22 protein-coding genes are annotated in these 24077 nt (G+C 61.9%); 13 read left to right on the top strand and 9 right to left on the bottom strand.

The window, feature by feature from the left end; translation table 11 throughout:
* Nucleotides 1-203: 203 nt before the first annotated feature.
* Nucleotides 204-1550, bottom strand: a complete 1347-nt coding sequence (locus VWZ81_RS19065) for an aminotransferase class III-fold pyridoxal phosphate-dependent enzyme (RefSeq protein ID WP_416543051.1) — start codon at nucleotides 1548-1550, stop codon at nucleotides 204-206.
* Entirely contained in the window at nucleotides 1547-2368 is an 822-nt protein-coding gene (locus VWZ81_RS19060) for an IclR family transcriptional regulator (protein WP_416540810.1), read from the bottom strand. The genes VWZ81_RS19065 and VWZ81_RS19060 overlap by 4 nt, the downstream gene beginning before the upstream one ends.
* Nucleotides 2369-2483: 115 nt before the next feature.
* Between VWZ81_RS19060 and VWZ81_RS19055 the strand changes: the two genes are divergently transcribed.
* From VWZ81_RS19055 to hpaH, 10 genes are all read left to right on the top strand, one after another.
* Entirely contained in the window at nucleotides 2484-3428 is a 945-nt protein-coding gene (locus tag VWZ81_RS19055) for a tripartite tricarboxylate transporter substrate binding protein (RefSeq protein WP_416540811.1), read from the top strand.
* 64 nt (nucleotides 3429-3492) lie between these two features.
* Nucleotides 3493-4032: a tripartite tricarboxylate transporter TctB family protein gene (locus VWZ81_RS19050; RefSeq protein ID WP_416537616.1), complete on the top strand. Its 540-nt coding sequence runs from the start codon at nucleotides 3493-3495 to the stop codon at nucleotides 4030-4032.
* A gap of 12 nt (nucleotides 4033-4044) precedes the next feature.
* On the top strand, nucleotides 4045-5562 hold the full coding sequence (locus VWZ81_RS19045) for a tripartite tricarboxylate transporter permease (protein WP_416543050.1): 1518 nt from the start codon (nucleotides 4045-4047) through the stop codon (nucleotides 5560-5562).
* 4 nt (nucleotides 5563-5566) lie between these two features.
* The gene (locus tag VWZ81_RS19040) at nucleotides 5567-7051 is read left to right on the top strand and encodes an aldehyde dehydrogenase (protein WP_416543049.1); all 1485 of its coding nucleotides are present in this window, start codon (nucleotides 5567-5569) and stop codon (nucleotides 7049-7051) included.
* An 11-nt stretch (nucleotides 7052-7062) separates the two neighbouring features.
* On the top strand, nucleotides 7063-8295 hold the full coding sequence (locus VWZ81_RS19035) for a Tm-1-like ATP-binding domain-containing protein (protein ID WP_416543048.1): 1233 nt from the start codon (nucleotides 7063-7065) through the stop codon (nucleotides 8293-8295).
* A gap of 82 nt (nucleotides 8296-8377) precedes the next feature.
* On the top strand, nucleotides 8378-8767 hold the full coding sequence (locus VWZ81_RS19030; RefSeq protein ID WP_416534261.1) for a 5-carboxymethyl-2-hydroxymuconate isomerase: 390 nt from the start codon (nucleotides 8378-8380) through the stop codon (nucleotides 8765-8767).
* The gene (hpaE, locus tag VWZ81_RS19025) at nucleotides 8764-10275 is read left to right on the top strand and encodes a 5-carboxymethyl-2-hydroxymuconate semialdehyde dehydrogenase (protein WP_416543047.1); all 1512 of its coding nucleotides are present in this window, start codon (nucleotides 8764-8766) and stop codon (nucleotides 10273-10275) included. The genes VWZ81_RS19030 and hpaE overlap by 4 nt, the downstream gene beginning before the upstream one ends.
* Nucleotides 10275-11258 (top strand): 3,4-dihydroxyphenylacetate 2,3-dioxygenase, encoded by a 984-nt coding sequence (gene hpaD, locus VWZ81_RS19020; RefSeq protein ID WP_416540817.1) that lies wholly within the window; start codon nucleotides 10275-10277, stop codon nucleotides 11256-11258. The genes hpaE and hpaD overlap by 1 nt, the downstream gene beginning before the upstream one ends.
* A complete protein-coding gene (locus tag VWZ81_RS19015; protein ID WP_416537620.1) occupies nucleotides 11255-12109 on the top strand; it encodes a fumarylacetoacetate hydrolase family protein in 855 nt (284 codons plus the stop codon). Before hpaD ends, VWZ81_RS19015 begins: the two co-directional genes overlap by 4 nt.
* Nucleotides 12106-12906 (top strand): 2-oxo-hept-4-ene-1,7-dioate hydratase, encoded by an 801-nt coding sequence (gene hpaH, locus VWZ81_RS19010; RefSeq protein WP_416543046.1) that lies wholly within the window; start codon nucleotides 12106-12108, stop codon nucleotides 12904-12906. The genes VWZ81_RS19015 and hpaH overlap by 4 nt, the downstream gene beginning before the upstream one ends.
* 22 nt (nucleotides 12907-12928) lie before the next feature.
* On the opposite strand, the gene VWZ81_RS19005 is transcribed toward hpaH, so the two are convergent.
* The 3 genes from VWZ81_RS19005 to VWZ81_RS18995 all read right to left on the bottom strand — a co-directional run bounded on the left by VWZ81_RS19005 (nucleotide 12929) and on the right by VWZ81_RS18995 (nucleotide 15196).
* A complete protein-coding gene (locus tag VWZ81_RS19005; RefSeq protein WP_416543045.1) occupies nucleotides 12929-13918 on the bottom strand; it encodes a Hint domain-containing protein in 990 nt (329 codons plus the stop codon).
* Nucleotides 13919-14116 (bottom strand): hypothetical protein, encoded by a 198-nt coding sequence (locus VWZ81_RS19000; RefSeq protein ID WP_416543044.1) that lies wholly within the window; start codon nucleotides 14114-14116, stop codon nucleotides 13919-13921.
* Nucleotides 14117-14281: 165 nt separating this feature from the next.
* Nucleotides 14282-15196: a rhodanese-related sulfurtransferase gene (locus VWZ81_RS18995; RefSeq protein ID WP_416543043.1), complete on the bottom strand. Its 915-nt coding sequence runs from the start codon at nucleotides 15194-15196 to the stop codon at nucleotides 14282-14284.
* Between the two features lie 121 nt (nucleotides 15197-15317).
* On the opposite strand from VWZ81_RS18995, the gene pncA reads away from it, so the two are divergent.
* The 3 genes from pncA to pncB all read left to right on the top strand — a co-directional run bounded on the left by pncA (nucleotide 15318) and on the right by pncB (nucleotide 19600).
* Nucleotides 15318-15923, top strand: coding sequence for a bifunctional nicotinamidase/pyrazinamidase (gene pncA / locus VWZ81_RS18990; protein WP_416540822.1), 606 nt, complete (start codon nucleotides 15318-15320; stop codon nucleotides 15921-15923).
* 58 nt (nucleotides 15924-15981) lie between these two features.
* Entirely contained in the window at nucleotides 15982-18246 is a 2265-nt protein-coding gene (locus VWZ81_RS18985) for an ATP-binding protein (RefSeq protein ID WP_416543042.1), read from the top strand.
* A gap of 64 nt (nucleotides 18247-18310) precedes the next feature.
* Nucleotides 18311-19600 carry a nicotinate phosphoribosyltransferase gene (gene pncB, locus VWZ81_RS18980; protein WP_416543041.1) on the top strand — a complete coding sequence of 430 codons (1290 nt, stop codon included), beginning with the start codon at nucleotides 18311-18313 and terminating at the stop codon, nucleotides 19598-19600.
* A 126-nt stretch (nucleotides 19601-19726) separates the two neighbouring features.
* Here pncB and VWZ81_RS18975 read toward each other — a convergent pair whose 3' ends face one another.
* The 4 genes from VWZ81_RS18975 to VWZ81_RS18960 are packed head-to-tail and all read right to left on the bottom strand — an operon-like array spanning nucleotide 19727 to nucleotide 24066.
* A complete protein-coding gene (locus VWZ81_RS18975; RefSeq protein ID WP_416543040.1) occupies nucleotides 19727-21184 on the bottom strand; it encodes an aldehyde dehydrogenase family protein in 1458 nt (485 codons plus the stop codon).
* Entirely contained in the window at nucleotides 21177-21650 is a 474-nt protein-coding gene (locus tag VWZ81_RS18970) for a GNAT family N-acetyltransferase (protein ID WP_260078801.1), read from the bottom strand. Before VWZ81_RS18970 ends, VWZ81_RS18975 begins: the two co-directional genes overlap by 8 nt.
* Nucleotides 21647-23254 (bottom strand): ABC transporter ATP-binding protein, encoded by a 1608-nt coding sequence (locus VWZ81_RS18965; protein WP_416543039.1) that lies wholly within the window; start codon nucleotides 23252-23254, stop codon nucleotides 21647-21649. Before VWZ81_RS18965 ends, VWZ81_RS18970 begins: the two co-directional genes overlap by 4 nt.
* Nucleotides 23251-24066, bottom strand: a complete 816-nt coding sequence (locus tag VWZ81_RS18960; protein WP_340546385.1) for an ABC transporter permease — start codon at nucleotides 24064-24066, stop codon at nucleotides 23251-23253. Before VWZ81_RS18960 ends, VWZ81_RS18965 begins: the two co-directional genes overlap by 4 nt.
* Nucleotides 24067-24077: the final 11 nt, after the last annotated feature.

Raw genomic sequence — 24077 nt, 5'->3', positions numbered from 1 at the left:
ATGGGTTTAGATGATTGCGGAGAGGGTAGGTAGGATACGGCGGTTGCCCGCTCCCGCAACCAAAATTACAACACGGATATTAGATGCATGCAGCTGCCTTTAGGGGCAGCTTGTTTGTTTGTGGCGGGGGCCTTGGAAGCGGGGCTTTCTGCGGGTCGGACCGGTAACCTGAGTGAAATCCGCTCTACTGAACGCGTTCAGTGTTATGCTATGTAAAGACCTACCTGAAGGGCGTCTAGCAAACCGCGCACATCGGCCTCACTCAGGATCAGCGGCGGCGAAAGAATGACATTTGCGCCCGAAACCCGAACCAGGGCACCGGCCTCATAGCAGGCCTCCTGGACGGCCAAGGCCCTGCGCCCGTCAAGTGGCGCTCGTGTCTGGCGATCACTCACCAGTTCAATGGCCGTCATCAACCCATGCCCGCCACGCACATCCCCGACAATCTCGTAACGCTCCTTCAGCGCCAGACAGCCCTCGTAGAGCTGGGTGCCGCGGGCAGCGGCGGTCTCCGTCACCTTCAGCCGCTGCATTTCCGCCAGGCAGGCCAGCGCTGCGGCGGCGCCGACCGGATGGCCGGAATAGGTGTAGCCGTGGCCGATCTTGGCGTCCGGGTTATCCTCGAACACCTCGATCATCCGATCCCCCAGCATAACCGCGCCAAAGGGGAAGAACCCGTTGGTGATGGCCTTCGCGGTGCACATCATGTCGGGCTGAATGCCCCAGAGCCGGGCGCCGGACCAGGCGCCGGTGCGGCCATAGGCGGTGATCACCTCATCGGTGATCAGCAGGATACCATGGCGATTGCAGATCTCCTGAACCATCGGGGCAAATGACTTATGGGGCGGGATGACGCCTCCGGCGCCCAGAATGGGCTCCATGATCATCGCAGCGATCGTATTGGCCCCCTGAAACGCGATTTCATCTTCCAAAGCCGCGACGCAGAGCTGGGCAAGACGCTCGGGGTCGCTCTCATTGAATGGGTTGCGATATGTATAGGGCGCGGGGATATGAAAACAGCCCGGCAGCAATGGTTCATAGGCCGTACGGAAATTGGCGTTTCCGTTGACCGAGGCCCCGCCGATATGGGTGCCGTGATAGCCTTTCTTGAGGCTGAGGAACTTGGTGCGGCCCGCATCGCCGCGCAGTTTGTGATATTGCCGTGCCAGCCGCAGCGCGGTCTCGACGGAATCGGAACCGCCGGAGGTGAAAAAGGCCCGGCTCAGCCCGTCAGGGGCAAAGAACCGGCTCAGCTCATAGGACAGCTCGATCGCCGCATCGTTGGAGGTGCCGCGAAAGGTCGAATAATAGGGCAGTTTATCCAGCTGCGCGGCCATGGCGTCCTTTACCGGCTGGCAGGAATAGCCCAGGTTCACATTCCACAGGCCGCCCACCCCATCAATGACCCGATGGCCGTCGATATCCGTGATCGACACGCCTTCGGCCTCGGTGATGATCTTCGGGGGCTGGTTGATGCTATCCTGCGGCGAGGTCATCGGATGCCACATCAGCCGACCGTTCTGTTCCTTGAGAAAGTTAGAATCTTTCATGATGCGATATCCGATACATGTATGTGTGACGGGGACGGCTCTAGCGCGGTTGCCCAGGCAGCCTGCACCGCTGCGGGAACCGCGCCGCCCCAATTGCGGGTGATCTCGCGGCTGGCGGATGTCAGTTCTGTCTTGATTAGCCGCTGCTGTTCCGGTGTGACCCGTGCGGCCACGCTGGCCACCGATACCGCTCCGACAAACAGCCCGGTCTGATCGTAGAGGGGCGCAGACAGGCTATGGATCTCCGCTTCGAAACTCCGGTCTGAGCAGGCAAATCCGCTGGTGCGTGCCGCCGCGACCAATTCGTGCAGCGCCTCAGCTGTTGTTGCGGTATGGGGCGTGAACCGATCCAGCCGGGCGAGGGCAGAGGTCATCAGGGCCTCCGGGCCAAAGGCCAGCGCGCATAGCCCCGACGCCGTCGCATGAAGCGGAAAGGTCGTGATGTCGATAATCGCCCGCGTGCCGTGCCGGGGGGATTCGCAGGACGCCAGCGCGTAGAGCGTCGTTCCCGAGAGCACTGACACATGCGCGGTCTCGCCGGTGACCTCGGCCAGCTGCGACAGCGCCAGCTGAGCGCCCATCTCACGGGGGACGGTGGCCTCCCGCACCTGTGCCAGCTGCAGGATAGCAGGCCCCAGGCGATAGTGTTTCGTCACTGGATTCTGTTCGACAAATCCAGCGGTTTCAAGGGCCTGGAGGTGGCGGTAGGTGGTCGCCTTGTCCCGTCCCGCGATCCGGCACAGCTGTGACAGCCCGATCTCAGGCCGGTCGGTAGAGAAGTGCGACAAGAGCGCCAGCGTTTTGGTTGCAGAGGACATGCCTTCGGTCACCCTTCAAGCGAATTCAGAAAAAATTTGACACATGATGTTTAGCAAGGCAACCTTTTTTACGTAACATCGGTTCGATATATGAACCGATGACAGGGAGGGAAACATGTCAAAGTTCAAGATTTCTGCCACTGCGCTTACCTTGGCCATGATGGCTGCTGCCGGTGCGGCATATGCCGAATACCCGGAGAAACCCGTTGAATTTGTGGTGCCATGGCCGCCCGGCGACCTGGAGGACGTCCTGACCCGTATGATCGCGGAGGATTTCTCGGCCGCCTATGATGTGCCCACTGCGGTTGTGAACAAACCCGGTGGTGGTGGCGGCCCGTTTCCCGGTGCGGTCGAGGTCGCCACTGCGCCTGCTGACGGCTATACCGTCGGATCCTTCATCATCGCCATTCCCGTGGTCGGCCCGCAGATCGGCATCCCGGAGCTGAGCCCGGATCCATTTGTACCGCTGGGCAATTTCCTGACCTACCCGTTCGTAATCGCTGCCGGGGCGAATGCGCCCTATGATGATATGGCCGGGCTGGCGGCCCATGCGGCGGAAAACGATGTGGTGCTTGGCCATTTTGGCGCTCCTCTGGTGCCGACGCAGGTCACATTGGGCCTGGCCAAGGAGATGGGGTTCTCCTACGCCTCCGACGCTGCCTTTGACGCCCTGGACTGCAACACGCTGGCCTCCGGGGATGTGGATGTGATCAACACCACGCTTCAGCTGATCCTGCCATGCCTCGACAGTGTAAAGGTGCTTGCCTCCATCGGCGCCGAGCGGATCCCGCTAACGCCGGATGCGCCCACCGTCGCAGAGCTGGCGCCGGATCTGAATGTCTCGCTGTGGAACGGGCTCTTTGTGCACAAGGACACGCCGCAGGATGTGCGCGATAAGATCATCGCTGTCGCGGAGCAGACGGTGATGTCGGAGCGCGCCCAGGCGCTGGCCGCAGAAACCGGTGCGGCGGTCTATTGGCAGCCCGCCACTGAGGTGGCCGCTCAGATCAAGGCCGATATCGAGACCATGGCCCGGATCGACGGTATGTTGAGCAACTAACGGATCTCGCAGGCTCGGCGGCGTCGATCGCCGGGCCTGCGCAGCTCTAGCAAGGGGGCGACCAATGTCGCGGGTCAAAACGCTTCAAGCCTTGTTCAAACGCTACCGAAGACCGGGGGATATCGTCTTTGCCTGGATTGTGCTGGTCGGCGCTCTCCTGCTCCTGTCGCAAATCTTCGAGCAGACCGTCTGGCGTAAAGGCAGTGCGCTTTTTGCTCAACCTCGGTTCTGGCCAGCGGTGTCTCTTGGTGGCATGGCGGCTTTTGCCGCATTTCACCTGCTTGGCTCGGCGCTGTCCGAACGGATCGAAGGACGCTGGCAGGAGGTCCTGCTCTGGATCGCCTCGCTGGAATATGCAGGGTGGTTCATCGCCTACGCAGCCGCGGTTCCCTATGCGGGCTACCTGCCGGCCACGGTGATATGCGCGGTCGCTCTGGCGCTGAGGGTGGGCTACCGGCGCCCCGCAACACTGGCGGTCGCGGCGCTTTCGGCGCTGCTGATCGTGGTGTTGTTCAAGACCTTGCTGAAGGTGAATCTGCCCGCAGGCCTCGCCTATGACTCCTTGCCCGACGGGCTACGCCAAATCATGCTGACCTATTTCTGATCGGGGCAACCAATGGAAAATCTCCTCGCCGGGGCCGAGATGCTGGCCCGCTGGGATGTGATCGTCGCGCTGTTGATCGGGTCAATCGGCGGCGTGATCATCGGGGCCATTCCGGGCGTCGGACCCGCAGTGGCGATCGCCATCTTGCTGCCGGCGACCTTTGCCTTCGAGCCTATCGTGGGATTGACGATGCTATTGGGGATCTACGGATCCTCGATGTATGGCGGGGCCATCCCTGCGGTCCTGATCAATACGCCGGGCACGGCGGTGAATGCGCTCACATCATATGACGGCTATCCGATGACGAAACAGGGGCAGGCCCATCGGGCGCTGTCGCTGGCCTATAGCGCGTCGTTCTGGGGGGGGATATTCGGCATCCTCTGCCTGATCCTGCTGTCACCGGTCCTGGCTCTCGTGGCTCCGATGTTCGGCTCCAGAGAGATCTTTCTTGCTGCACTTTTGGGGATCATCCTGGTCATCCTTGCCCACCGGGGCCAGATCTTTGCCGCCGGCGTTCTGGCGATGTTCGGCATCTTTCTACAGACCGTCGGCCTCGATGCGGTGACCTACACCCAGCGCTATACCTTCGGCCTCACCTTTCTCAGCTCCGGCGTGAACCTGATTGTTGTCGTGCTCGGCCTCTTTGCGCTGAGCCAGGCGTTTTTCCTGCTGACCGCCCCCGACAGCCAACCGGATGCAAAGCCGGTATCGGGGCGGATGGGGGGCGGCATCAGGGAGCTGATGCAGCACAAGCGGGTAGCAACCGTCGCCTCCGCCTGTGGCGTGATCCTGGGCATGATCCCCGGCACCGGCGAGTTCACCGCCCAATTCATGAGCTACACCTACGCCCAGAAAACCTCCAAGACGCCGGAGCTGTTTGGCAAGGGATCCCCCGAAGGTCTGATCGCCTCGGAGGCTGCCAATAACGCGGTTCCGGCTGCGGCGATGATCCCGCTTCTCGCGCTCGGTATCCCGGGAGAGGCGCTGACGGCCATGATGCTGTCGGTGTTCTATGTTCATAACGTCATCCCCGGCCCACAGCTGTTTCAGAACAATATCGACCTGGTCTATGGTCTCTATCTTGCGCTGATCCTGCTCAATGTGATCGTGCTCGCCTTCCTGATGGTCTCCACCAATCTGCTGACCCGGATCATTCGCATCCCAACCCGGTTCCTGGGGGTGATGATCCTTTTGCTGTCCTTTGTCGGCGTCTATTCGCTGCGAAACTCCCTGACGGATTGCATGATTTCGGCAGGGTTCGGGGTGCTTGGCCTGATCCTGAAACGTCTGAACCTGCCGATTGTCCCGATCATCCTGGGCATGGTTCTGGGCGGCATCATGGAGGTGAAGCTGCGTTCGGCCCTGCCGCGCCTCAAGACGCCGCTGGATATGATCGACCGCCCGATTTCCTTTCTCCTCTTCATTCTGATCCTGATCGTTCTGGCCCTGCACCTGCGCGCGCTGATGCGTGAATGGCAGGCGCATCAGCCCGACGAAGACCACGATCTGCACGACAGCCAAACAAGGTAGCCCCATGGACCAAAGCAAGATCGACGCCCTTCGGTCACAACCGGTGCAGCCGGTTTCACATCTCATTGACGGTCGGCAGGTTGCGGCCTCTGATGGGGCGACGCTGGATGTGCTGTCGCCGATCGACGGGTGTGTGCTGACCCGGATCGCGCGGGGAACTGCGGCGGATATGGAGGCGGCCATCGCTTCCGCCCGCGCCGCCTTCGAGGATCGCCGCTGGGCCGGGCAGCCGCCCGCCGCCCGCAAGAAGGTTCTGACGAAATGGGCCGAACTGATAGAGGCTCACGCGCTTGAGCTCGCCGTGCTGGGCGTGCGTGACAATGGCACCGAAATCAATATGGCGCTGAAGGCCGAACCGGGGTCAGCCGCAGCCACGATCCGCTACTACGCCGAGGCACTGGATAAGCTCTATGGCGAAATCGCGCCCACGGCGGGTGATGTGCTGGGCCTGATCCACAAGGATCCCGTCGGTGTGGTCGGCGCGATAATTCCGTGGAATTTTCCGCTGATGATTGGGGCTTGGAAACTGGGCCCGGCGCTTGCGATGGGAAATTCCGTGGTGCTGAAACCCGCTGAAACCGCCTCTCTCTCGCTGATGCGGGTGGCGGAACTGGCGCTTGAGGCGGGCCTGCCACCCGGCGTCCTGAACGTGATCACCGGCGAAGGCGCGGTGGTCGGCGAAACCCTCGGCCTTTCGATGGACGTCGACGTTCTGGTGTTCACCGGATCGGGGCAGACCGGGCGTCGGTTGCTGGATTATTCCGCCCGTTCAAACATGAAACGTGTCTATCTGGAGCTGGGCGGCAAATCTCCCAATATTGTCTTCGCTGATGCGCCGGATCTGGCAGAGGCCGCAAAAGTGACCGCCGCAGGTATCTTCCGCAACTCGGGTCAGGTCTGCGTCGCAGGCTCTCGCCTGCTGGTCGAGGCCTCGATCCACGACAGATTTGTGCAGGAGGTCGTGCGGGCAGCGGAGGCGATGCAGGTCGGCGACCCGCTTCGGCTGGAGACCCAGATCGGGGCGATCAATTCCGAAGCACAGCTGAAGCAGAACCTGACCTTCGTGGCCACGGCCCAGCAGGAAGGCGGGCAGATCGTCACCGGCGGGCAGCGTATTTTGTCGGAAACCGGCGGCTATTACATGGCGCCAACCATCGTCACTGATGTCACGCCAGCGGCGACATTGGCACAGCAGGAGGTGTTTGGCCCAGTGCTTGCCGTGACCCCCTTCAAGACCGAGGACGACGCCGTGCGGATCGCCAATTCCACGGTCTACGGTCTCGCCGGTGCGGTGTGGACATCCGGGCTCAGCCGCGCCCATCGCATGGTGCAGCGTGTCCGAACCGGGGTGATGCATGTCAACACCTATGGCGGCGCGGATGGCACCGTCCCGCTTGGCGGGGTCGGGCAGTCCGGGAACGGGTCGGACAAATCGCTTCATGCCATCGACAAATACATCAACCTGAAAACCGCATGGATCAAACTCTGAAAGGTGGGGCAATGACCGAGAAAACCATTCTGGTGGTTGGCACCTATGACACCAAGGACGATGAGCTTGGTTTTCTGGCGAGTGTGATCGGCGATCAGGGGGGCAGGGTCCTGACCATGGATGTCTCGGTTCTGGGCGACCCATCGACGCCGACCGACTATTCCAAACACGACGTCGCCGAGGCCGGTGGCAGCTCGATCCGGGCGGCCATCGACAGCGGGGATGAAAACACCGCCATGCAGATCATGGCGCATGGTGCCAGCTTGCTGACGGCGCGGCTGCACCGGATGGCGGCTTTTGACGGGGTGATCGTCCTTGGCGGCACGATGGGCACCGATCTGGCGCTTGATGTCTGTTCGGCCCTGCCGCTTGGAGTGCCGAAATACATTGTCTCAACCGTTTCCTTCTCGCCGCTGATCCCGGCCGAAAGACTGGCGGCCGACATCCAGATGATCCTCTGGGCTGGTGGGCTTTACGGGCTGAATTCCGTCTGCAAGGCCTCGCTCAGCCAGGCCGCAGGCGCCGTTCTGGGCGCCGCGAGGGCAGCGCAGATTCCGGACCCGGATAAACCGCTGATCGGTATCATGTCCCTTGGCACATCGGCGCTGAAATACGTCATTCCGCTGAAACCGGCGCTTGAGGCACGTGGGTTTGAGGTTGCGGTCTTTCACGCCACCGGAATGGGAGGGCGCGCCTTTGAAAGCCTCGCAGAGCAGGGCGCCTTTGCCTGCGTGTTTGACTTCTGCACCCAGGAGCTTGGCAACCATATCCACGGATCGTCGATTTCCGCCGGCGCGGATCGCCTTACCAATGCCGGCGCCAGGGGGACGCCGCAGATTGTCGCCCCCGGCTGCTATGATCTGGTTGATGTGGTCGGCTGGCAGCCAATCGCCGAGAAATGGTCGGACCATCCGAAACACGCGCACAACCGGCTGCTGACCTCGATTGTCCTCAACACCGAGGAACGGCGCCAGGTCGCCCGCGCCCATTCGAAACAGCTGGCTGACGCCGGCGGTCCTGTGGCGATGATCCTGCCGGAGCGTGGACTGGGCGAATGGGACCGCGAAGGCGCCGACCTGCACGACAGCGCGGGGCTGGCGGCGTTTCTGGCGGAGCTTGAGGCGACATTGCCCGCGCATGTCTCCGTGCACCGCCTCGACAGCCATATCAACGACCGTGCCTTCGCCGATAAGGCACTGGAGATTTTCGACCGCTGGTGCGCCGACGGCATTGTTTCGCCGTAACGCCTGCCTCCCGGATCCTGCGCTTGACTCACCGTGTGCTTTTTACTTAACTTGATAAGCAATAAGTCGCCAAGGTGCCCCAATGCCCCATTTCCAGATCGAATATTCCGCCAATCTAGAGGACGTGCTGGACATCTCTGCACTGTGCGAGGCGATCCGCGCAGAGGCGGCCGCGATCGACACCTTTCCCATTGCAGGGATCCGGGTGCGGGCGCTGCGCGTCGATCATGTGGCAATTGCCGATGGCAACCCGGACCATGGTTTCATCGACCTGTCCATCCGCCTGCGGGAGGGGCGCAGCGACACCGTAAAGCAAGACGCAACCGCCCGTATCTTTGCCGTGCTGCGCAACTTCGTGGCCCCGGCGATGGATCGCCATTCCATCGCCCTGTCAGCAGAGATGCGCGACATCAACGCAGCGCTTTCACCGAAATTCGGAAATATCCGTGATCATCTGGAGGACCCGGCATGAGCCAGCTCGACAGCCATATCCGCAAATTGGACAGCTATCTGGAGCGGTTCCGTGCCTCCGGGATCCAGAACCGGATTGCCGGCGCCGATGTGGCCGGCGGAGCAGGGGTGTTTCAGACCATCTCGCCGGTGGACAAAAGCGTGATCTGCGATGTTGCCCAGGGCTCAGCCGCAGATATCGACGCCGCCGCCCGCGCCGCGCAGCAGGCCTTTGCAGATTGGCGCGACCTGTCGGCCTCTGAACGCAGGAAGATCCTCATTCGGATCGCCGAAGGCATCGAAGCCCGCGCCGAAGAAATCGCGCTCTGTGAATGCTGGGATACTGGCCAGGCCTATAAATTCATGTCCAAAGCGGCGCTGCGCGGAGCCGAGAATTTCCGGTATTTTGCCGATCAGGTTGTGCAGGCGCGCGATGGCCAGCATCTCAAATCCCCAACCCTGATGAATGTGACCACCCGTGTGCCCATCGGCCCGGTTGGGGTGATCACGCCGTGGAACACACCCTTCATGCTCTCGACCTGGAAAATTGCGCCGGCGCTGGCGGCGGGATGTACCGTCGTTCACAAACCCGCCGAAGCCTCACCGCTGACCGCGCGGCTGCTGGTCGAGATCGCCGAGGAGGCCGGACTGCCACCGGGTGTGCTGAACACTGTCAACGGGTTCGGCGATGAGGCGGGCAAGGCGCTGTGCGAACACCCGGCGATCCGGGCCATCGCCTTTGTCGGGGAATCGCGCACCGGCAGCCTGATCGTCAAACAGGGCGCCGATACGCTGAAGCGCAACCATCTTGAGCTGGGCGGCAAGAACCCCGTCATCGTGTTTGAGGATGCCGATCTTGAGCGCGCGCTCGATGCGGTGATCTTCATGATCTATTCGATCAATGGCGAACGCTGCACCTCCTCCTCCCGGCTTCTGGTCCAGGACAGCATCCGCGCCGACTTCGAAACCCGGCTGATCGAGCGCATCAACAATATCAGGGTTGGCCACCCCCTGGATCCCGCGACCGAGATCGGCCCGCTTGTCAGCGAGGAGCATTTCAACAAGGTCACTAGCTATTTCGGCATTGCCAAAGACGACGGCGCGACGATTGCCGCCGGCGGCGAGGTGCTGGGCAACGAGGGGTATTTCGTCCGCCCGACGCTGTTCACCGGTGCCCGCAACGATATGCGGATCGCGCAGGAGGAGATCTTTGGCCCGGTGCTGACCTCAATCCCCTTTGCGACCGAGGAGGAGGCGCTGGCGCTGGCCAATGACACCGCCTATGGGCTCACCGGATATCTCTGGACCAACGATCTGACGCGGGCGCTGCGCTTCACCGACAAGCTGGAAGCGGGCATGATCTGGGTGAACTCGGAGAATGTGCGCCATCTGCCCACGCCCTTTGGTGGCGTCAAAGCCTCCGGCATCGGTCGCGACGGCGGCGACTGGTCGTTTGAGTTCTACATGGAGCAAAAACACATCGGCTTTGCCACCGGCTCCCATAAGATCACCAAGCTAGGAGCGCTCTGATGCCTGTTCCCGCCCCAAATCTCTATCCCGATTTCAACACGATCCGGCTCAGCCACGTTTGCCTGAACGTCAAGGATCTGGCCGCCTCCAAGCGTTTCTACACCGAGATCCTCGGTCTTCAGGTCAGCGATGAGGACACACAGCGCGTTTACCTGCGCGCGATGGAGGAGCGCGGTCACCACTGCGTAATCCTGCAACAATCAGATCAGCCGGGCACGGTTGAGGTGATGGGGTTCAAGACCTTTGACGAGGAGGATCTGGACCGCGCCGACGCCTATTTCCGCAAGAAGGGACGGCCAACAGAATGGGTGCAGCGCCCGTATCAGGGGCGTACGCTGCTGACCTCGGACAATATGGGGATCCCGCTGGAGTTCTACCACAAGATGGACCGGCTGGCGCCGATCCACCAGCAATACGCGCTCTATCGCGGTGTGAAACCTTTGCGGATCGACCACTTCAACTGCTTCAGCCATGACGTCGATGCCTCGGTCGCCTTCTATAGCGATTTCGGCTTTCGGGTGACGGAATATACCGAAGACGAAGACAGCAAGAAACTCTGGGCGGCCTGGTTGCATCGCAAAGGTGGCGTGCATGACATGGCCTTCACCAATGGCACCGGCCCGCGTATGCACCATGTGGCCTTCTGGGTGCCGAACCCGCTCAATATCATCGACCTGCTCGATCTGATGGCGACCACCGGCTATGTGACCAATATCGAACGCGGCCCCGGTCGACATGGCATTTCCAACGCCTTCTTCCTCTATATCCTCGATCCCGATGGCCACCGGATCGAAATCTACTGTTCCGATTATCAGACCGTTGATCCCGACCTCGAACCGATCAAATGGGACCTGAAGGATCCGCAGCGCCAGACGCTCTGGGGGGCGCCGGCCCCGGAAAGCTGGTTCAAACATGGCAGCCGTTTCACCGGGGTCACGCCAAAGGACTCCGATCTGCAAGCCAGCCCGATCATCGCGCCATGAAGTTTGCAAGTTACAGCGCAGCCGGGCAGGCTTTCTACGGGGCCGCAACCGATGACGGGATGATCGCGCTTAGCCCGGACTTCCCGCAATGGCCGACCCTGCTGGATGTGGTGCGCGCGGGCGGGCTGGATCAGCTGATGGTCGCGGCCGAGGGCAGATCCGTCACCCACACAGATGTGCAGTACGACATGGTGCTGCCCAATGCGCGGCGGATCCTCTGTGTCGGCGTCAACTTCCCGGATCGCAATGCCGAATACAAAGACGGCAGCGAGCAGCCGAAATACATGTCGCTGTTCCCCCGCTTTGCCAGTGGCTTCACTGGCCACAATCGCCCGCTCATCCGCCCCCCCGAAAGCCACATGCTTGATTATGAGGGCGAGGTGGCGATTGTCATCGGCAAAGGCGGGCGGCGCATCGCACCGGCCGACGCCTATGACCATATCGCCGCGCTCACCATCTGCAACGAAGGCACCATCCGCGACTGGGTGCGCCACGCGAAATTCAACGTCACCCAGGGCAAGAACTGGGACAACTCCGGTGCCATCGGCCCCTGGTTGGTGCCGTTCCGGGACCCGGCGCAGCTGGATGAGGCGCGCATCATCACCCGTGTGAACGGAGAGGTCAGGCAGGATGATGTCCTGTCGCGCATGATGCACCCGATCCGGCGGGAGATCGAATATATCTCCACCTTCATGACGCTTGAGCCGGGCGATATTATCGTGACCGGAACCCCCACCGGGTCCGGCGCACGGCTGGATCCGCCGCAGTTCCTGAAACCCGGCGATGTGGTTGAGATCGAGGTTTCCGGCATCGGCACGCTGCGCAACACGATCGAGGACGAAGCCCCATGACACCGCAGGATCACGCGAGGGCCGCAGAGGATCTCCTGCGGGCGGAGGCAACGGGACAGCAGATCGGCCTGCTCAGCAGACGCTATCCGCAGATGGATATGGACGATGCCTATGCAATCCAGAATGCGATCTGCGAAGCCAAGCTGGCGCAGGGGCACAACGTCGTCGGCTGGAAAATCGGCCTCACCTCCAAGGCGATGCAATACGCGCTGAACATCGATATACCCGACAGCGGTATCCTGTTTGACGACATGGTGTTTTCACATGGCACGACAGTTCCCGCCGGTCGTTTCATCCAGCCGCGGATCGAGGCGGAGATCGCCTTTGTCATGAAACACGCCCTCAGTGGCGGCGATATTACCCGTGCTGCGGTGCTTGCCGCCACCGACTATGTGGCACCCGCGCTGGAGATCCTCGACACGCGCATCGCGCGCAAGGACAGGGAAACCGGCCAAAGCCGCAACGTATTCGACACCATCAGCGACAATGCGGCTAACGCAGGTGTCGTACTGGGACCGCAGCGCCACGCGGTCGACGCCTTTGATCTGCGCTGGGTCGGGGCAATCACATCGCGCAATGGCGAGGTTGAGGAAACGGGGCTTGGTGCAGGCGTGCTTAATGATCCGGTCGAAAGCGTGGTCTGGCTGGCCCGCCGCATGGCGCAATATGGCCAGCGCATCGAACCCGGTCAGATCATCCTTTCCGGCAGCTTTATCCGCCCCGTCGAATGCCCCTCCGGCACTGCGATCAGGGCTGATTTCGGCCCCTTCGGCGCGGTGGAGATCACCTTCGCCTGAGACAACTTCACCTGTGCGATGCTTATGGCACTGCGACGGCGCCGCTTGCGAGAATGGGCTTGTTGTTTTTCAGATGCCGCGCCACCAACCGGCGTTGCTGTCTGCCACTGGGTATATGGCAGGCCGTGCGGCATGCGGCCTGCGGCGCAAGCAGCTCGGGAAACAGCAGGGTGACCTCTTCATAGGCCTCCGGCGTCAGCGCCTTCAGCGCTTCGGCACCGGTAAACAGGCTCTCGGTCGGGGCACCCTCGGCAAAAATCACCTCATGCCTGTCGAACAACAGGTGGAAATACTCCACCGGCTCGCAGGTCTGCTCGATATCAATACCAGGCAGCTCGGTCAGCCGCACGGCGGCGACCAGCACATCGGCGTCGGCAAACATCCGTTCGCTGATCTTTGACGACACCAACATGCGATGCTGCCGCGACACCAGAAGATCGCGCATCGGCAGACCATGCCCCAGCGCACCGGCGGTGATCCTGACCGGGCGCAGCTTGGGGTTGGCGCGCAGCGCATCCGCCCTCAGCGCGCGGCTCATCACCATACGCAGCGGCCGGTAGCTGCCATCAGCGACCAGCACGTGATCACCGGCGGTCAGGGAGTCGACAGCCACCCGACCCCGTTCGGTTTCGATCAGGGTGCCGCGGACAAAACAGGTGATCTCGGAATAATTCCAGCCCGTGGTGTGGCTCTGGTAACTGCCAAGCGTCGCACCAACGGTGAATTCAGAACCCGGGCCGGGGACAAAATACCAGCTGCCGCCGGTGTTGAAGAAATAGAAGGTCTCGACATGGGGGGTGCCGCCGGTGTCGGTAAAGGAGACGTCAATGGCGTAAGGCTCCCCTACAGATCCGCCGAAGGCGCCCCCGTTGATGCTGATGCTCTCGTTGCCGTCGGCACCGCCCTGATAGGCCCCGTCATCGTCATCCAGCGTCGCGGTATAGGATGTATTGTACTGGGCGTTGTAGCCAGCCGCGCTCCAATTGAAGGCTGTGACGGTATACTGTGGCATCTAGCTCTGCCCCTGCGATCCGCCATCGTCTTGCGACAGCGATTTGAACAGATGGCGCAGCCCTGCCGGATTGAGCTTGTACCGTATCGCCCCGGAGCCAAGCTCAGCCTCGGCCAACTGCCGCTCCGCTGCGTCCACCTCTGTGCCGCAGCGTGTTCTTAGATCGGAACAGAAGTCTTGGTTCTTGCGCGTCGCCATCACTCACCCGGCTCACTCTTTAATCATGGTTACCAATTACTTTAGGCGAGTGTGGCGTTTCGCCAAACAGTTTTTGCGCGACTCCACGCAGCGCCGCCGAAAAGGGGCCCGTAAATGCGCAGATCAGTGGCGATGTGATCGGTATCGCGGCGGCCGACGCTGGCCTCAGCGCAGCGGCAGATGGCCCAGGTGGTCGTCGCCGCGTTCCCGCGCCAGTCTCATCTGTTTCTGCCGCTCGCGGAACCGGGCCTTGTCGGCCGCAGAGGTCTCATTGATACAGAGATGGCAGGACACCCCCTGCTCAAAGGCCGGATTGGATTTGTCCTCTGGCAGAATGGGCCTGCGGCAGCCGTTGCACAGCTCATGCGGACCTTCCAGCAACCCATGTCCGACGGACACCCGGCTGTCAAAGACGAAACATTCGCCGGTCCAGCTGCTGTCTTCCTGCGGCATCTCCTCAAGATAGCGCAGGATACCACCTTTCAGGTGATAGACATCCTCCACGCCCTGACCAATCAGGAAGTTGGTGGATTTCTCGCAGCGGATGCCACCGGTGCAGAACATCGCAACACGCTTGTTGTGGAACCGGTCCTTGTTCTGTTCCCACCAGGCCGGAAATTCGCGGAAGCTCTCGGTCTTGGGGTCGATCGCGCCTTCGAAGGTACCGATGGCAACCTCGTAGTCATTGCGGGTGTCGATCACCACGACATCGTCCGAGCGGATCAGATCGTTCCAGTCTTCCGGCTCCACGTAATGGCCGACGCGGGCACGCGGGTCGATGTCCGGCTGGCCCATGGTGACGATCTCTTTCTTCAGCCGCACCTTCATCTTGCCAAAGGGGGGCTTGTCGCTGGTGGCTTCCTTCCATTCAAGATCGCTGCAACCGGGCAGCGCCTTGATATGGGCCAGCACCGCATCAATCCCGGCGCGCGGGCCAGCGATGGTGCCGTTGATGCCTTCCTGCGCCAGCAGCAATGAGCCCCTGACCCCCTGCGCCTCGCAAAGGGCCAGAAGCGCCGGTTTCAGAGCGGCGGGATCGTCGAAACGGGTGAAGTGGTAGAGAGCGGCAATCGTATACATGGCGCCGCTCTACACCAAGCAGGCAAGGCGCTGCAAGGTCGTGGAATGCCGCATCGCCGCAGCTTTGTTGACGGGTGGGCGCAGGGGGCGTACCCCTGTCAGGCAAGACGTGGAGAAACCGATGACCAAAGCCCTGATCGTGATTGATGTTCAGCTGGATTTCTGCCCTGGCGGTGCCCTGGCGGTGCCGGACGGGGATCAGGTCGTGGCGCCGATCAATGCGATGATGCCTGATTACGACGCAGTGCTGATGACACAGGACTGGCACCCGGCCGACCACAGTTCCTTTGCTTCGCAACACCGCGACGCTGCCGCCTATGACAGCATCGACATGCCCTATGGCCCGCAGGTGCTCTGGCCCGATCACTGCGTGATCGACAGCGCCGGGGCGCAGTTCCACCCGGATCTGGACCTGCGTGGCGACCTGATTCTGCGCAAGGGTTACCGCCGTCATATCGACAGCTATTCGGCGTTCTTTGAAAACGACCAGAGCACGCCCACCGGATTGCACGGCTATCTGCAGGACCGCGGCATCCGCGATCTGACGCTGGTCGGGCTTGCCACCGATTTTTGTGTCGCATTTTCGGCACTGGATGCCGCCCGTTTGGGCTACGACGTGACAGTGGATTTGACAGCCTGCCGCGCGATTGATCTGGATGGCTCTCTGACAACCGCAGTGACGCATATGCAATCGGCAGGCGTGCGGCTGGTTGGTGCCTTTGGGTAAGTTATTAACGAATTGACGATATTCAGAGACTCGTCGTCATCAGGGACCTTGCAAAGAGATGCCGCAGGCCGATGCGCTCAACACTGGGCCGCTAGAAACCTATAGCAGGCGATACAGCCAACGCGGGCTGCTCAACCGCTATGCGGATGGGCGGTGCCGGTATTTTGCGTTCCGCCAGCTGATCATGGCAGGGCTGTCGGCGCTGATCGGTCTGCTAATATCGCCAATGGCTGGTCTCTTGGTCTTTGTGGTCGCGTTTCTCGGCGACCTGGTTGATACGCTCTACCTTATGCGGGCAACGCCGATTGCGGATAATGCCCCCTATAAGCGCGTGCTGGCCATCAGCAGCCTCACCGCTGGGGTGCAGGCGGTTTCCCTCTCCTTTCTGGCCTGTTCACCATCGTATTTCATCCACGCGGAAAACCACCTGCATCAGGCCCATGCCACGCCGCTGTTCACCGTCGGTATCCTGGTCGGGGCCGCCATCAATGCCACGGTGATCCTGCCCTATCAGATCTCTGCCGGTATCGTGCGGCTGGTGGTCTATGCGCTGACACCTCTGGTCAGCATCGCGATTGAAACCCTTGCCGATCACAGCACTGCCGTGATCGAGGTGCAGTCCTTTCAATTCGCCGGTCTGGGCGTGCTCTATGTCAGCGTCTTCTTCTTCGTCAGCTTTATCGCGGGTCGCTACCACCGCAGCCGCAAAAACACCCTGGCGATGGCCCTGCAACATAAGCAGCTGGCCAAGATCAACGCCAAGCTACAGGCCCAGCAGCTGCAATCCCAACAGCTTGCTCTGGTGGCCGAGAATGCCAACGACAGCGTCTTCCTCATGGATCAGGAGGGGCGGATCACATGGGTCAATGAGGCGTTCACCCGGATCACCGGCTACCGCTACGATGAGGCGATCGGCAGGATGCCGGGTGAGCTGCTGAACGGTGAAGACACCGATATGGCGGTGGTCAAGGCACTGGAGAAGGGGCGCGCCACCGGCAAACCGTTTCGGCTTGAGATCTGCAATCGTCGCAAGGATGGTCAGCGTCTGTGGCTGGAGACCAATCAGGTGCCGATGCTGCGCGACGACGGGACGGTGGAGACCATCATTGCCGTCGAACGTGATATCACCGCCTCCAAACAATACGAACAGCAGCTGAAGGATGCCCGCATCGCCGCGGAAGAGGGCGCGCGGGTGAAATCCGAATTCCTCGCCACCATGAGCCATGAGATCCGCACCCCGATGAACGGGGTTATCGGGATGGCGCAGATGCTGGAACGGACCAATCTGGATGACGAGCAAAAGCTCTATGCCGATACGATCCTCGGCTCGGCCCGCACTCTTTTGTCGCTGATCAACGATGTGCTTGATCTCTCGAAGATGGACGCGGGCGAGGTCATCCTGAGCGAGGTTGATTTTGATCTGCGCGCCTGTTTCCAGCAGACCTTGAAGCTGTTTGAACCGCAGGCGCAGGAGAAGGGCATCAGCCTTGATCTCGATATCGCGCCGGACGTGCCCCGGCTGATCAATGGCGACGACCGGCGCCTGCGCCAGGTCTTGCTGAATCTGGTCGGCAATGCGGTGAAATTCACCGAGACCGGCGGCGTTCGCGTCGCGGTGACCACCACGCAGGCGGGCGACCGGCTGCGCCTGCGATTCTCGGTCACCGATACAGGCATCGGCATCGCCAAGGACAAGCAGGATCAGATCTTTGAACGCTTCTCTCAGGCCGATGCGGCGATCACGCGGCGGTTTGGCGGCACCGGTCTTGGCCTCACCATATCGCGCCTCCTGTGCGAGGCGATGGGCGGTGAGATCGACGTGACCTCTGACCTTGGCAAAGGGGCCTGTTTTTCCGTCCACCTGCGCATGCAGCCTGCCACTGGCTCCGCCCTGTCCGACACCGACGGCATCATCCCGCAGGAAGAAGGCTGTTTGCAGGGGATGCGTATCCTCGTCGCTGAGGACAACAGGATCAACCGCCTCCTGGTTGAGAAATACCTTCAGGACGAACCGGTTATGCTGGAATTTGCCGTGGATGGCGCCGAGGCGGTCGAGAAAACGCCGGAGTTTGATCCCGATGTCATTCTGATGGATATGTCGATGCCGGTGATGAACGGGCTGGAGGCCACCCGCATGATCCGCGAGATGGAGATCCGCCAGCCTGTCATTGCGGCACTGACGGCCAATGCCTTTGATTCCGATCGCGAGGCCTGCCTGTCCGCCGGCATGGATGATTTCCTCAGCAAGCCGATCAACCGCGATGACCTGCTTGCGGTTCTGTGCAAACACAGCCTTCCTCAGGGTCGTCGCGCAGCAGTCTGATTTCCTTTGCTCCTGGCTGCGGCCTGTTTTATCAACCATTGAAACACGATGGATGAGGCCGCCTGTGGACATTGCAACCCGCGTCTATAACCACAAGTGGAAGATCGATCCGATCGTGCGCTCGCTGATCGACACCGATTTTTACAAACTGCTGATGTGCCAGTCGGTGTATCGCAATCGCCGCGACACCAATGTCCGCTTCTCGCTGATCAACCGATCCAAACATATCCCGCTGGCCGATCTGATCGACGAAGGCGAGCTGCGCGAACAGCTCGACCACATCCGCTCGCTATCGCTGTCGCGTGGCGAAAGCACCTGGCTGCGCGGCAATACGTTCTACGGCAAGCGCCAGATGTTCCGCTCCGATTTCATGGAGTGGTTCGAGGGGTTGCGCCTGCCGCCCTATGAGCTGGAGCGCAAGGGCGACCAATACGAACTGACGTTTGAAGGCAAATGGCCCGAGGTCATGCTCTGGGAAATCCCGGCCCTGTCGGTCCTTATGGAACTGCGCAGCCGCGCGGTGATCAACAGCATGGGCCGGTTTGAACTCCAGGTGCTCTATGCCCGCGCCATGACCCGGGTCTGGGAAAAGATTGAACAGCTGCGTGACATAGACGGCCTCAGCATCGCCGATTTCGGCACCCGCCGCCGTCATGGGTTTCTCTGGCAGGACTGGTGCGTGCAGGCGATGATGGAGGGGCTGGGCGATAAATTCACCGGTACCTCGAACTGCCTGATTGCCATGCGCCGCGAGGTCGAGGCTATTGGCACCAACGCCCATGAGCTGCCGATGGTTTATTCCGCGCTGGCCGAAGATGATGCCGCACTTGCGCAGGCCCCCTATGATGTGCTGTCCGACTGGCATGACGAGCATGAAGGCAATCTGCGCATCATCCTGCCCGATACCTATGGCACCCGGGGTTTCCTGGATCGCGCGCCGGACTGGCTGGCGGGCTGGACCGGCATCCGTATCGACAGCGGCGATCCCGCAAGCGGCGCCGAAACCGCGATCCGCTGGTGGCAGGAGCGGGGCGAGGACCCGCAGGAAAAGCGGGTGATCTTCTCCGACGGGTTGGATGTTGCCAAGATCAAGGAACTGCATGCGCAGTTTTCAGGCCGCACCAAAGTGTCCTTTGGCTGGGGCACGCTGCTGACCAATGACTTCCGCGGGCTGGTGCCGGATGACGGCCTCGCGCCGTTCTCCCTGGTGTGCAAGGCGGTGTCGGCCAATGGCCGCCCCACCGTCAAACTCTCCGACAACCCGGAAAAGGCGATGGGCCCGCAGGCTGAAATCGACCGTTACAAGCGGGTGTTTGGTGTCGGTGAACAGCAAAGCCAGGCGGTAATAGTCTAGAAATACTTCGCCCATCTGGGGGCGTTGGGCGCGGATTTCCCAATAAGTTGCGGCAATAGATCTGCCCCAATGTTTCGCACGCGAAACAATGGGTGAGTCCTGCTGACCTTGATCGCGGGCGTCGGCCTAGCCGTGATAGGCCGCAACCGTTTTCAGCTGCGAAAACCCGTAGAGCGCCTCAAAGCCTTTTTCGCGGCCATGGCCCGATTTGCCCACCCCGCCAAAGGGCAGCTCAACCCCGCCACCGGCGCCATAGTTGTTGAGGAAGACCTGACCCGCGCGCAGGCGCTTGGCCAGCCGCATCTGGCGGGCGCCGTCGCGGGTCCAGATGCCCGCAACCAGCCCGTAGGCGGTGCTGTTGGCAATCCTGACCGCCTCTGCCTCATCCTCAAATGGGATCAGCACCTGCACCGGGCCGAATACCTCGTCCTGCGCCAGCGGATGATCCGCCGCAACATCTGCAAACAGGGTTGGGCGCACATAGGCGCCTTTGTCGCTGGCCGCCTCACTCAGCACACCCTGCGCCGCAATCGTGAGGTCGGCGCCCTGCGCCAGATAACCCTCGACGATCTCTTTCTGCCGGGCGGAAATCAGCGGTCCCAGACGCAGGTCGGACAGGGCCGGCCCCACGGTCAGCCGGCTGTAGGCCTCGGCCATGGCGGCGCGCACCTGATCGTAGACGCCCCGTTGCACCAGAATGCGCGAAGCGGCGGAACAGGTCTGGCCTGCGTTCTGGATCCCTGCGTTCACCAGAAACGGCAGGGCGGCCTCCAGATCGGCATCGTCAAACACCAGCTGCGGAGACTTCCCACCCAGTTCCAGCGTGACCGGCACCACATTGGCCCCTGCCGCCTGTTGCACCAGCGCGCCGGTTCTGACCGACCCGGTGAAGGAGATATGATCAACCCCCGGATGCCGCGCCAGCGCCGCGCCAGCCTCGGCACCGATGCCCGGAACCACGTTCAGCGCGCCTGCGGGCAGCCCGGCCTCCACCGCGATATGGGCAAAGGCGAGCGCGGTCAGGCAGGCTTCCTCGGCGGGTTTCAGGACGCAGGCATTGCCCATTGCCAGCGCGGCACCGACAGAACGGCCGATGATCTGCATCGGGTAGTTCCAGGGTACGATATGACCGGTGACCCCATGGGGTTCGCGCAGGGTGTAGACGGTATAACCGGCCTGATAGGGGATGGTCTCGCCATGCAGTTTGTCCGCCGCGCCGCCGTAGAATTCCAGATACCGCGCCAGCGCCACCGCATCCGCCCGCGCCTGTGTCAGTGGCTTGCCGACGTCCAGTGCCTCCAGCTGGGCGAGGGTCTCGCAGCGCTCCAGCACCATCTGGCCCATCCGGGTCAGAAGCCGCCCGCGTTCGGTGGCGGTCATCTCTCCCCAAACACCATTCAGAGCGGTGCGGGCAGCGGCAACCGCGGCGTCAATGTCGTGGGAGTCACCACGGGCAATCTGGCAGAGGATATTGCCATCAGACGGGTTCGTGAGGGGAAGCGTTCCGCCCCCGGCAGGGGCCTGCCAGCTGCCACCGATCAGGCAGAGTGCGGGATCAAACCAAAGCGGCGCTGCGTCAGTCATTCTGGGCTCCTGCGATGTGGAAACTGTAACTCTTGATCTGATGCTCGGTAAAAGGCGCGCCTTCACGCAGCTGCTCGACCCCCTTCACGGCGCTGAGACAGGTGCCCCAGAACGCCACCGCATTGGGCGAGCCTGCGGAAATGCCCATCCGCCAATACCCCGGGAATTCGGCAAAGATCAGGCTGGCCGCGGCATGGCCGTACCCCTGCCTGCGATAGGCCGGATCAATGGCAAATTCCGACAGTTCACGGCGATCATCGGGCAGGTTAAGTACGATGGCAAACCCGATGCGGTCCTGCTCCTGGCGGATCCAGAACGCCGTCACATCCTTGCGGTGCAGCATCTGGCCTGCGCGCTCACTGGGGTCGATCCGCAGGTCCGGGGCAATTTCGGAGTAGTAGCGGGTCAGCGCCGCTGCCAGCCGCGCCCGTTCGCGCGGCAGGATCAAGGTCAGTCTAAAGCTCATGCAGCCCCCGTTTTCAGATCGGGTAGCACCGGAGCGGCTGCGATCAGAGATGTCGTATATGGATGTTGCGGATTGGCAAACAGATCTTCTGTCCTGCCGTGTTCGACGATCTGACCCTTTTGCATGACCAGACAGCGGTCGGTCATGCTGCGCACCACATGCAGGTCATGGCTGATGAACAGATAGCTGAGCCCATAGGAGGTGCAGAGCTCTGCCAGAAGGTCAAGGATCTGCGCCCGCACGGAGACATCCAGCGCCGAGACCGCTTCGTCAAACAGGATCAGCTCCGGCCGGGTGATGAGCGCGCGCGCAATGGCGATACGCTGACGTTGGCCGCCGGAAAACTGGTGGATATAGCGGCCTGCGTCCTCGGGGTTGAGGCCAACGGCACTTAGTGCCTCAGCCACGCGATCGTCCCGGTCTCGCCCACTGGGGGCGTCTGGAACGCCGTGGAAGGGTTCGGTGATCAGCCGTGCGACGCGGTGGCGGGGGTTGAAACTGCCAAAGGGATCCTGGAACACCACCTGCATCTTGCGCCGCTGCTCGGCGCTCAACCCCCTGGGCGACAGCGGGGTGCCATCCAGCAGGATCTCGCCGCCTTGCAGCGGTTCCAGCCCCAGAATGGCGCGGGTCAGGGTGGATTTCCCGCAGCCGGATTCGCCCACCAGACCCAGCCGTTCGCCACGATGCAGGGCAAAGCTGACGTGATCCACCGCGCGCATATGGTCTGTTGGCGCAAACAGGCGTTTGCGTGGCAGGGGATAGTCGCGCACCGCGTCGCGCACCTCCAGAAGGGGGGTGTCCTGCGGGTCGGTATCCACCACCGGGGGCAGGGCGGCCTGATGGTTCGAGGCGGCAAAGAGTTTCTGCGTATAGGGATGACGGCGATTGGCAAGAAGCTGCGTCGTGCTGCCGGTCTCGACCACTTCGCCTTTTCGCATGACGACGATCTGGTCGGCCATATCAGCCACCACCGCCAGATCATGGGTGATGATGATCATCCCCATACCGTAGTCGCGCACCAGATCGCGCAGCAGGTCGAGGATCTGCGCCTGTGTTGTCACATCCAGCGCGGTTGTCGGCTCATCTGCGATCAGCAGCGTCGGCCGCATGGCGATGGCCATGGCGATAACCACGCGCTGGCGCTGGCCACCGGACAGCTCGTGCGGATAGCGGCTGAGCGGGAAGCGTTCGGCGGGCAGGCCCACCCGGTCCAGCAGGCTGCGCGCCTCTGCTTCGGCTTCGGCTTTGGTCACGCTGCTGTGTAGCAGGAGGGTTTCCATCACCTGATCGCCAATGCTCTGCACCGGGTTGAGCGCGGTCATCGGCTCCTGAAATACCATGCCGATCTTGCGCCCGCGCAGATCGCACATCTGCTCTTCGCTCAGCGCCAGCAGGTCCTGGCCCTCAAGGCTCAGATGCCCGGAGAGGCGGGTGCAATTGGGCAGAAGCCGCAGGATGGTCAGCGCGGTCAGGGATTTGCCGGACCCGCTTTCGCCGGTGATGGCTAGGATCTCGCCCGGATCTACCGACAGGGAGACATCACGCAGGATCGGGAAGGTCCCGATGGAGAGCGAGAGGTTGGTGATCTCAAGCAGGGTCACGCGCGACCTCCCTGCAATTTCGGGTCCAGCCAGTCGCGCAGCCCGTCCCCCATCAGGTTTAGCCCCAGAACGGTGAGGATGATCGCGCAGCCCGGCACCAGCGCCATATGGGGGGCGAGGCTGACCATGGTCTGCGCATCGGCCAGCATCCGGCCCCAGCTGGGCACCGGCGGTTGTGCGCCAAGGCCGACGTAGCTGAGCCCCGCCTCGGCCAGAATGCCAAGCGAGAACTGGATGGTGCCCTGCACGATCAGCAGGTTGGCGACATTGGGCAGGATATGTTCGGCTGAAATTCTGGTCGCGCCCTTGCCTGCGACGCGGGCGGCCAGAATGAACTCCCGCTGCCAGAGCGACAGCGCGGCGCCACGGGTGACGCGGGCAAAGACGGGGATGTTGAAAATACCGATGGCGATGATCGCATTGATCGCACCGGCGCCAAGGATGGCGGTGATCAGGATGGCGATCACCAGCGAGGGGAAGGCAAAGACCAGATCATTGGCCCGCATGATGCCTTCGTCCAGCCAGGAGCCGCGTTTGGCTGCCGCGGCGAGGCCAAGCGGCACGCCAAGCCCCATGCCGATGCCCACCGCCACCAGTGCCACAGCAATCGAGGTGCGTGCGCCAACCATGATCATCGACAGGATATCGCGGCCAAAGTGATCGGTGCCGAGCCAGTGTATGGCGTTTGGGGCTTGCAGCTTGGCGGGGATGTTCATCGCGGTGTGGTCGTAAGGCGTCCAGATGAACGACAGCAGTGCTGCCAGCAGAACCAGTGCGGAGAGGACACCACCAAGGATGAGACTACGGGTCATCGGGGGCCTCG

The organism is Phaeobacter sp. JH20_34, from assembly GCF_048056095.1.
Classification (GTDB): Bacteria; Pseudomonadota; Alphaproteobacteria; order Rhodobacterales; family Rhodobacteraceae; genus Phaeobacter; species Phaeobacter bryozoorum.
The sequence above is the reverse complement of the archived record's forward strand: the minus strand, read 5'-3'. Positions and strand labels throughout refer to the sequence as shown.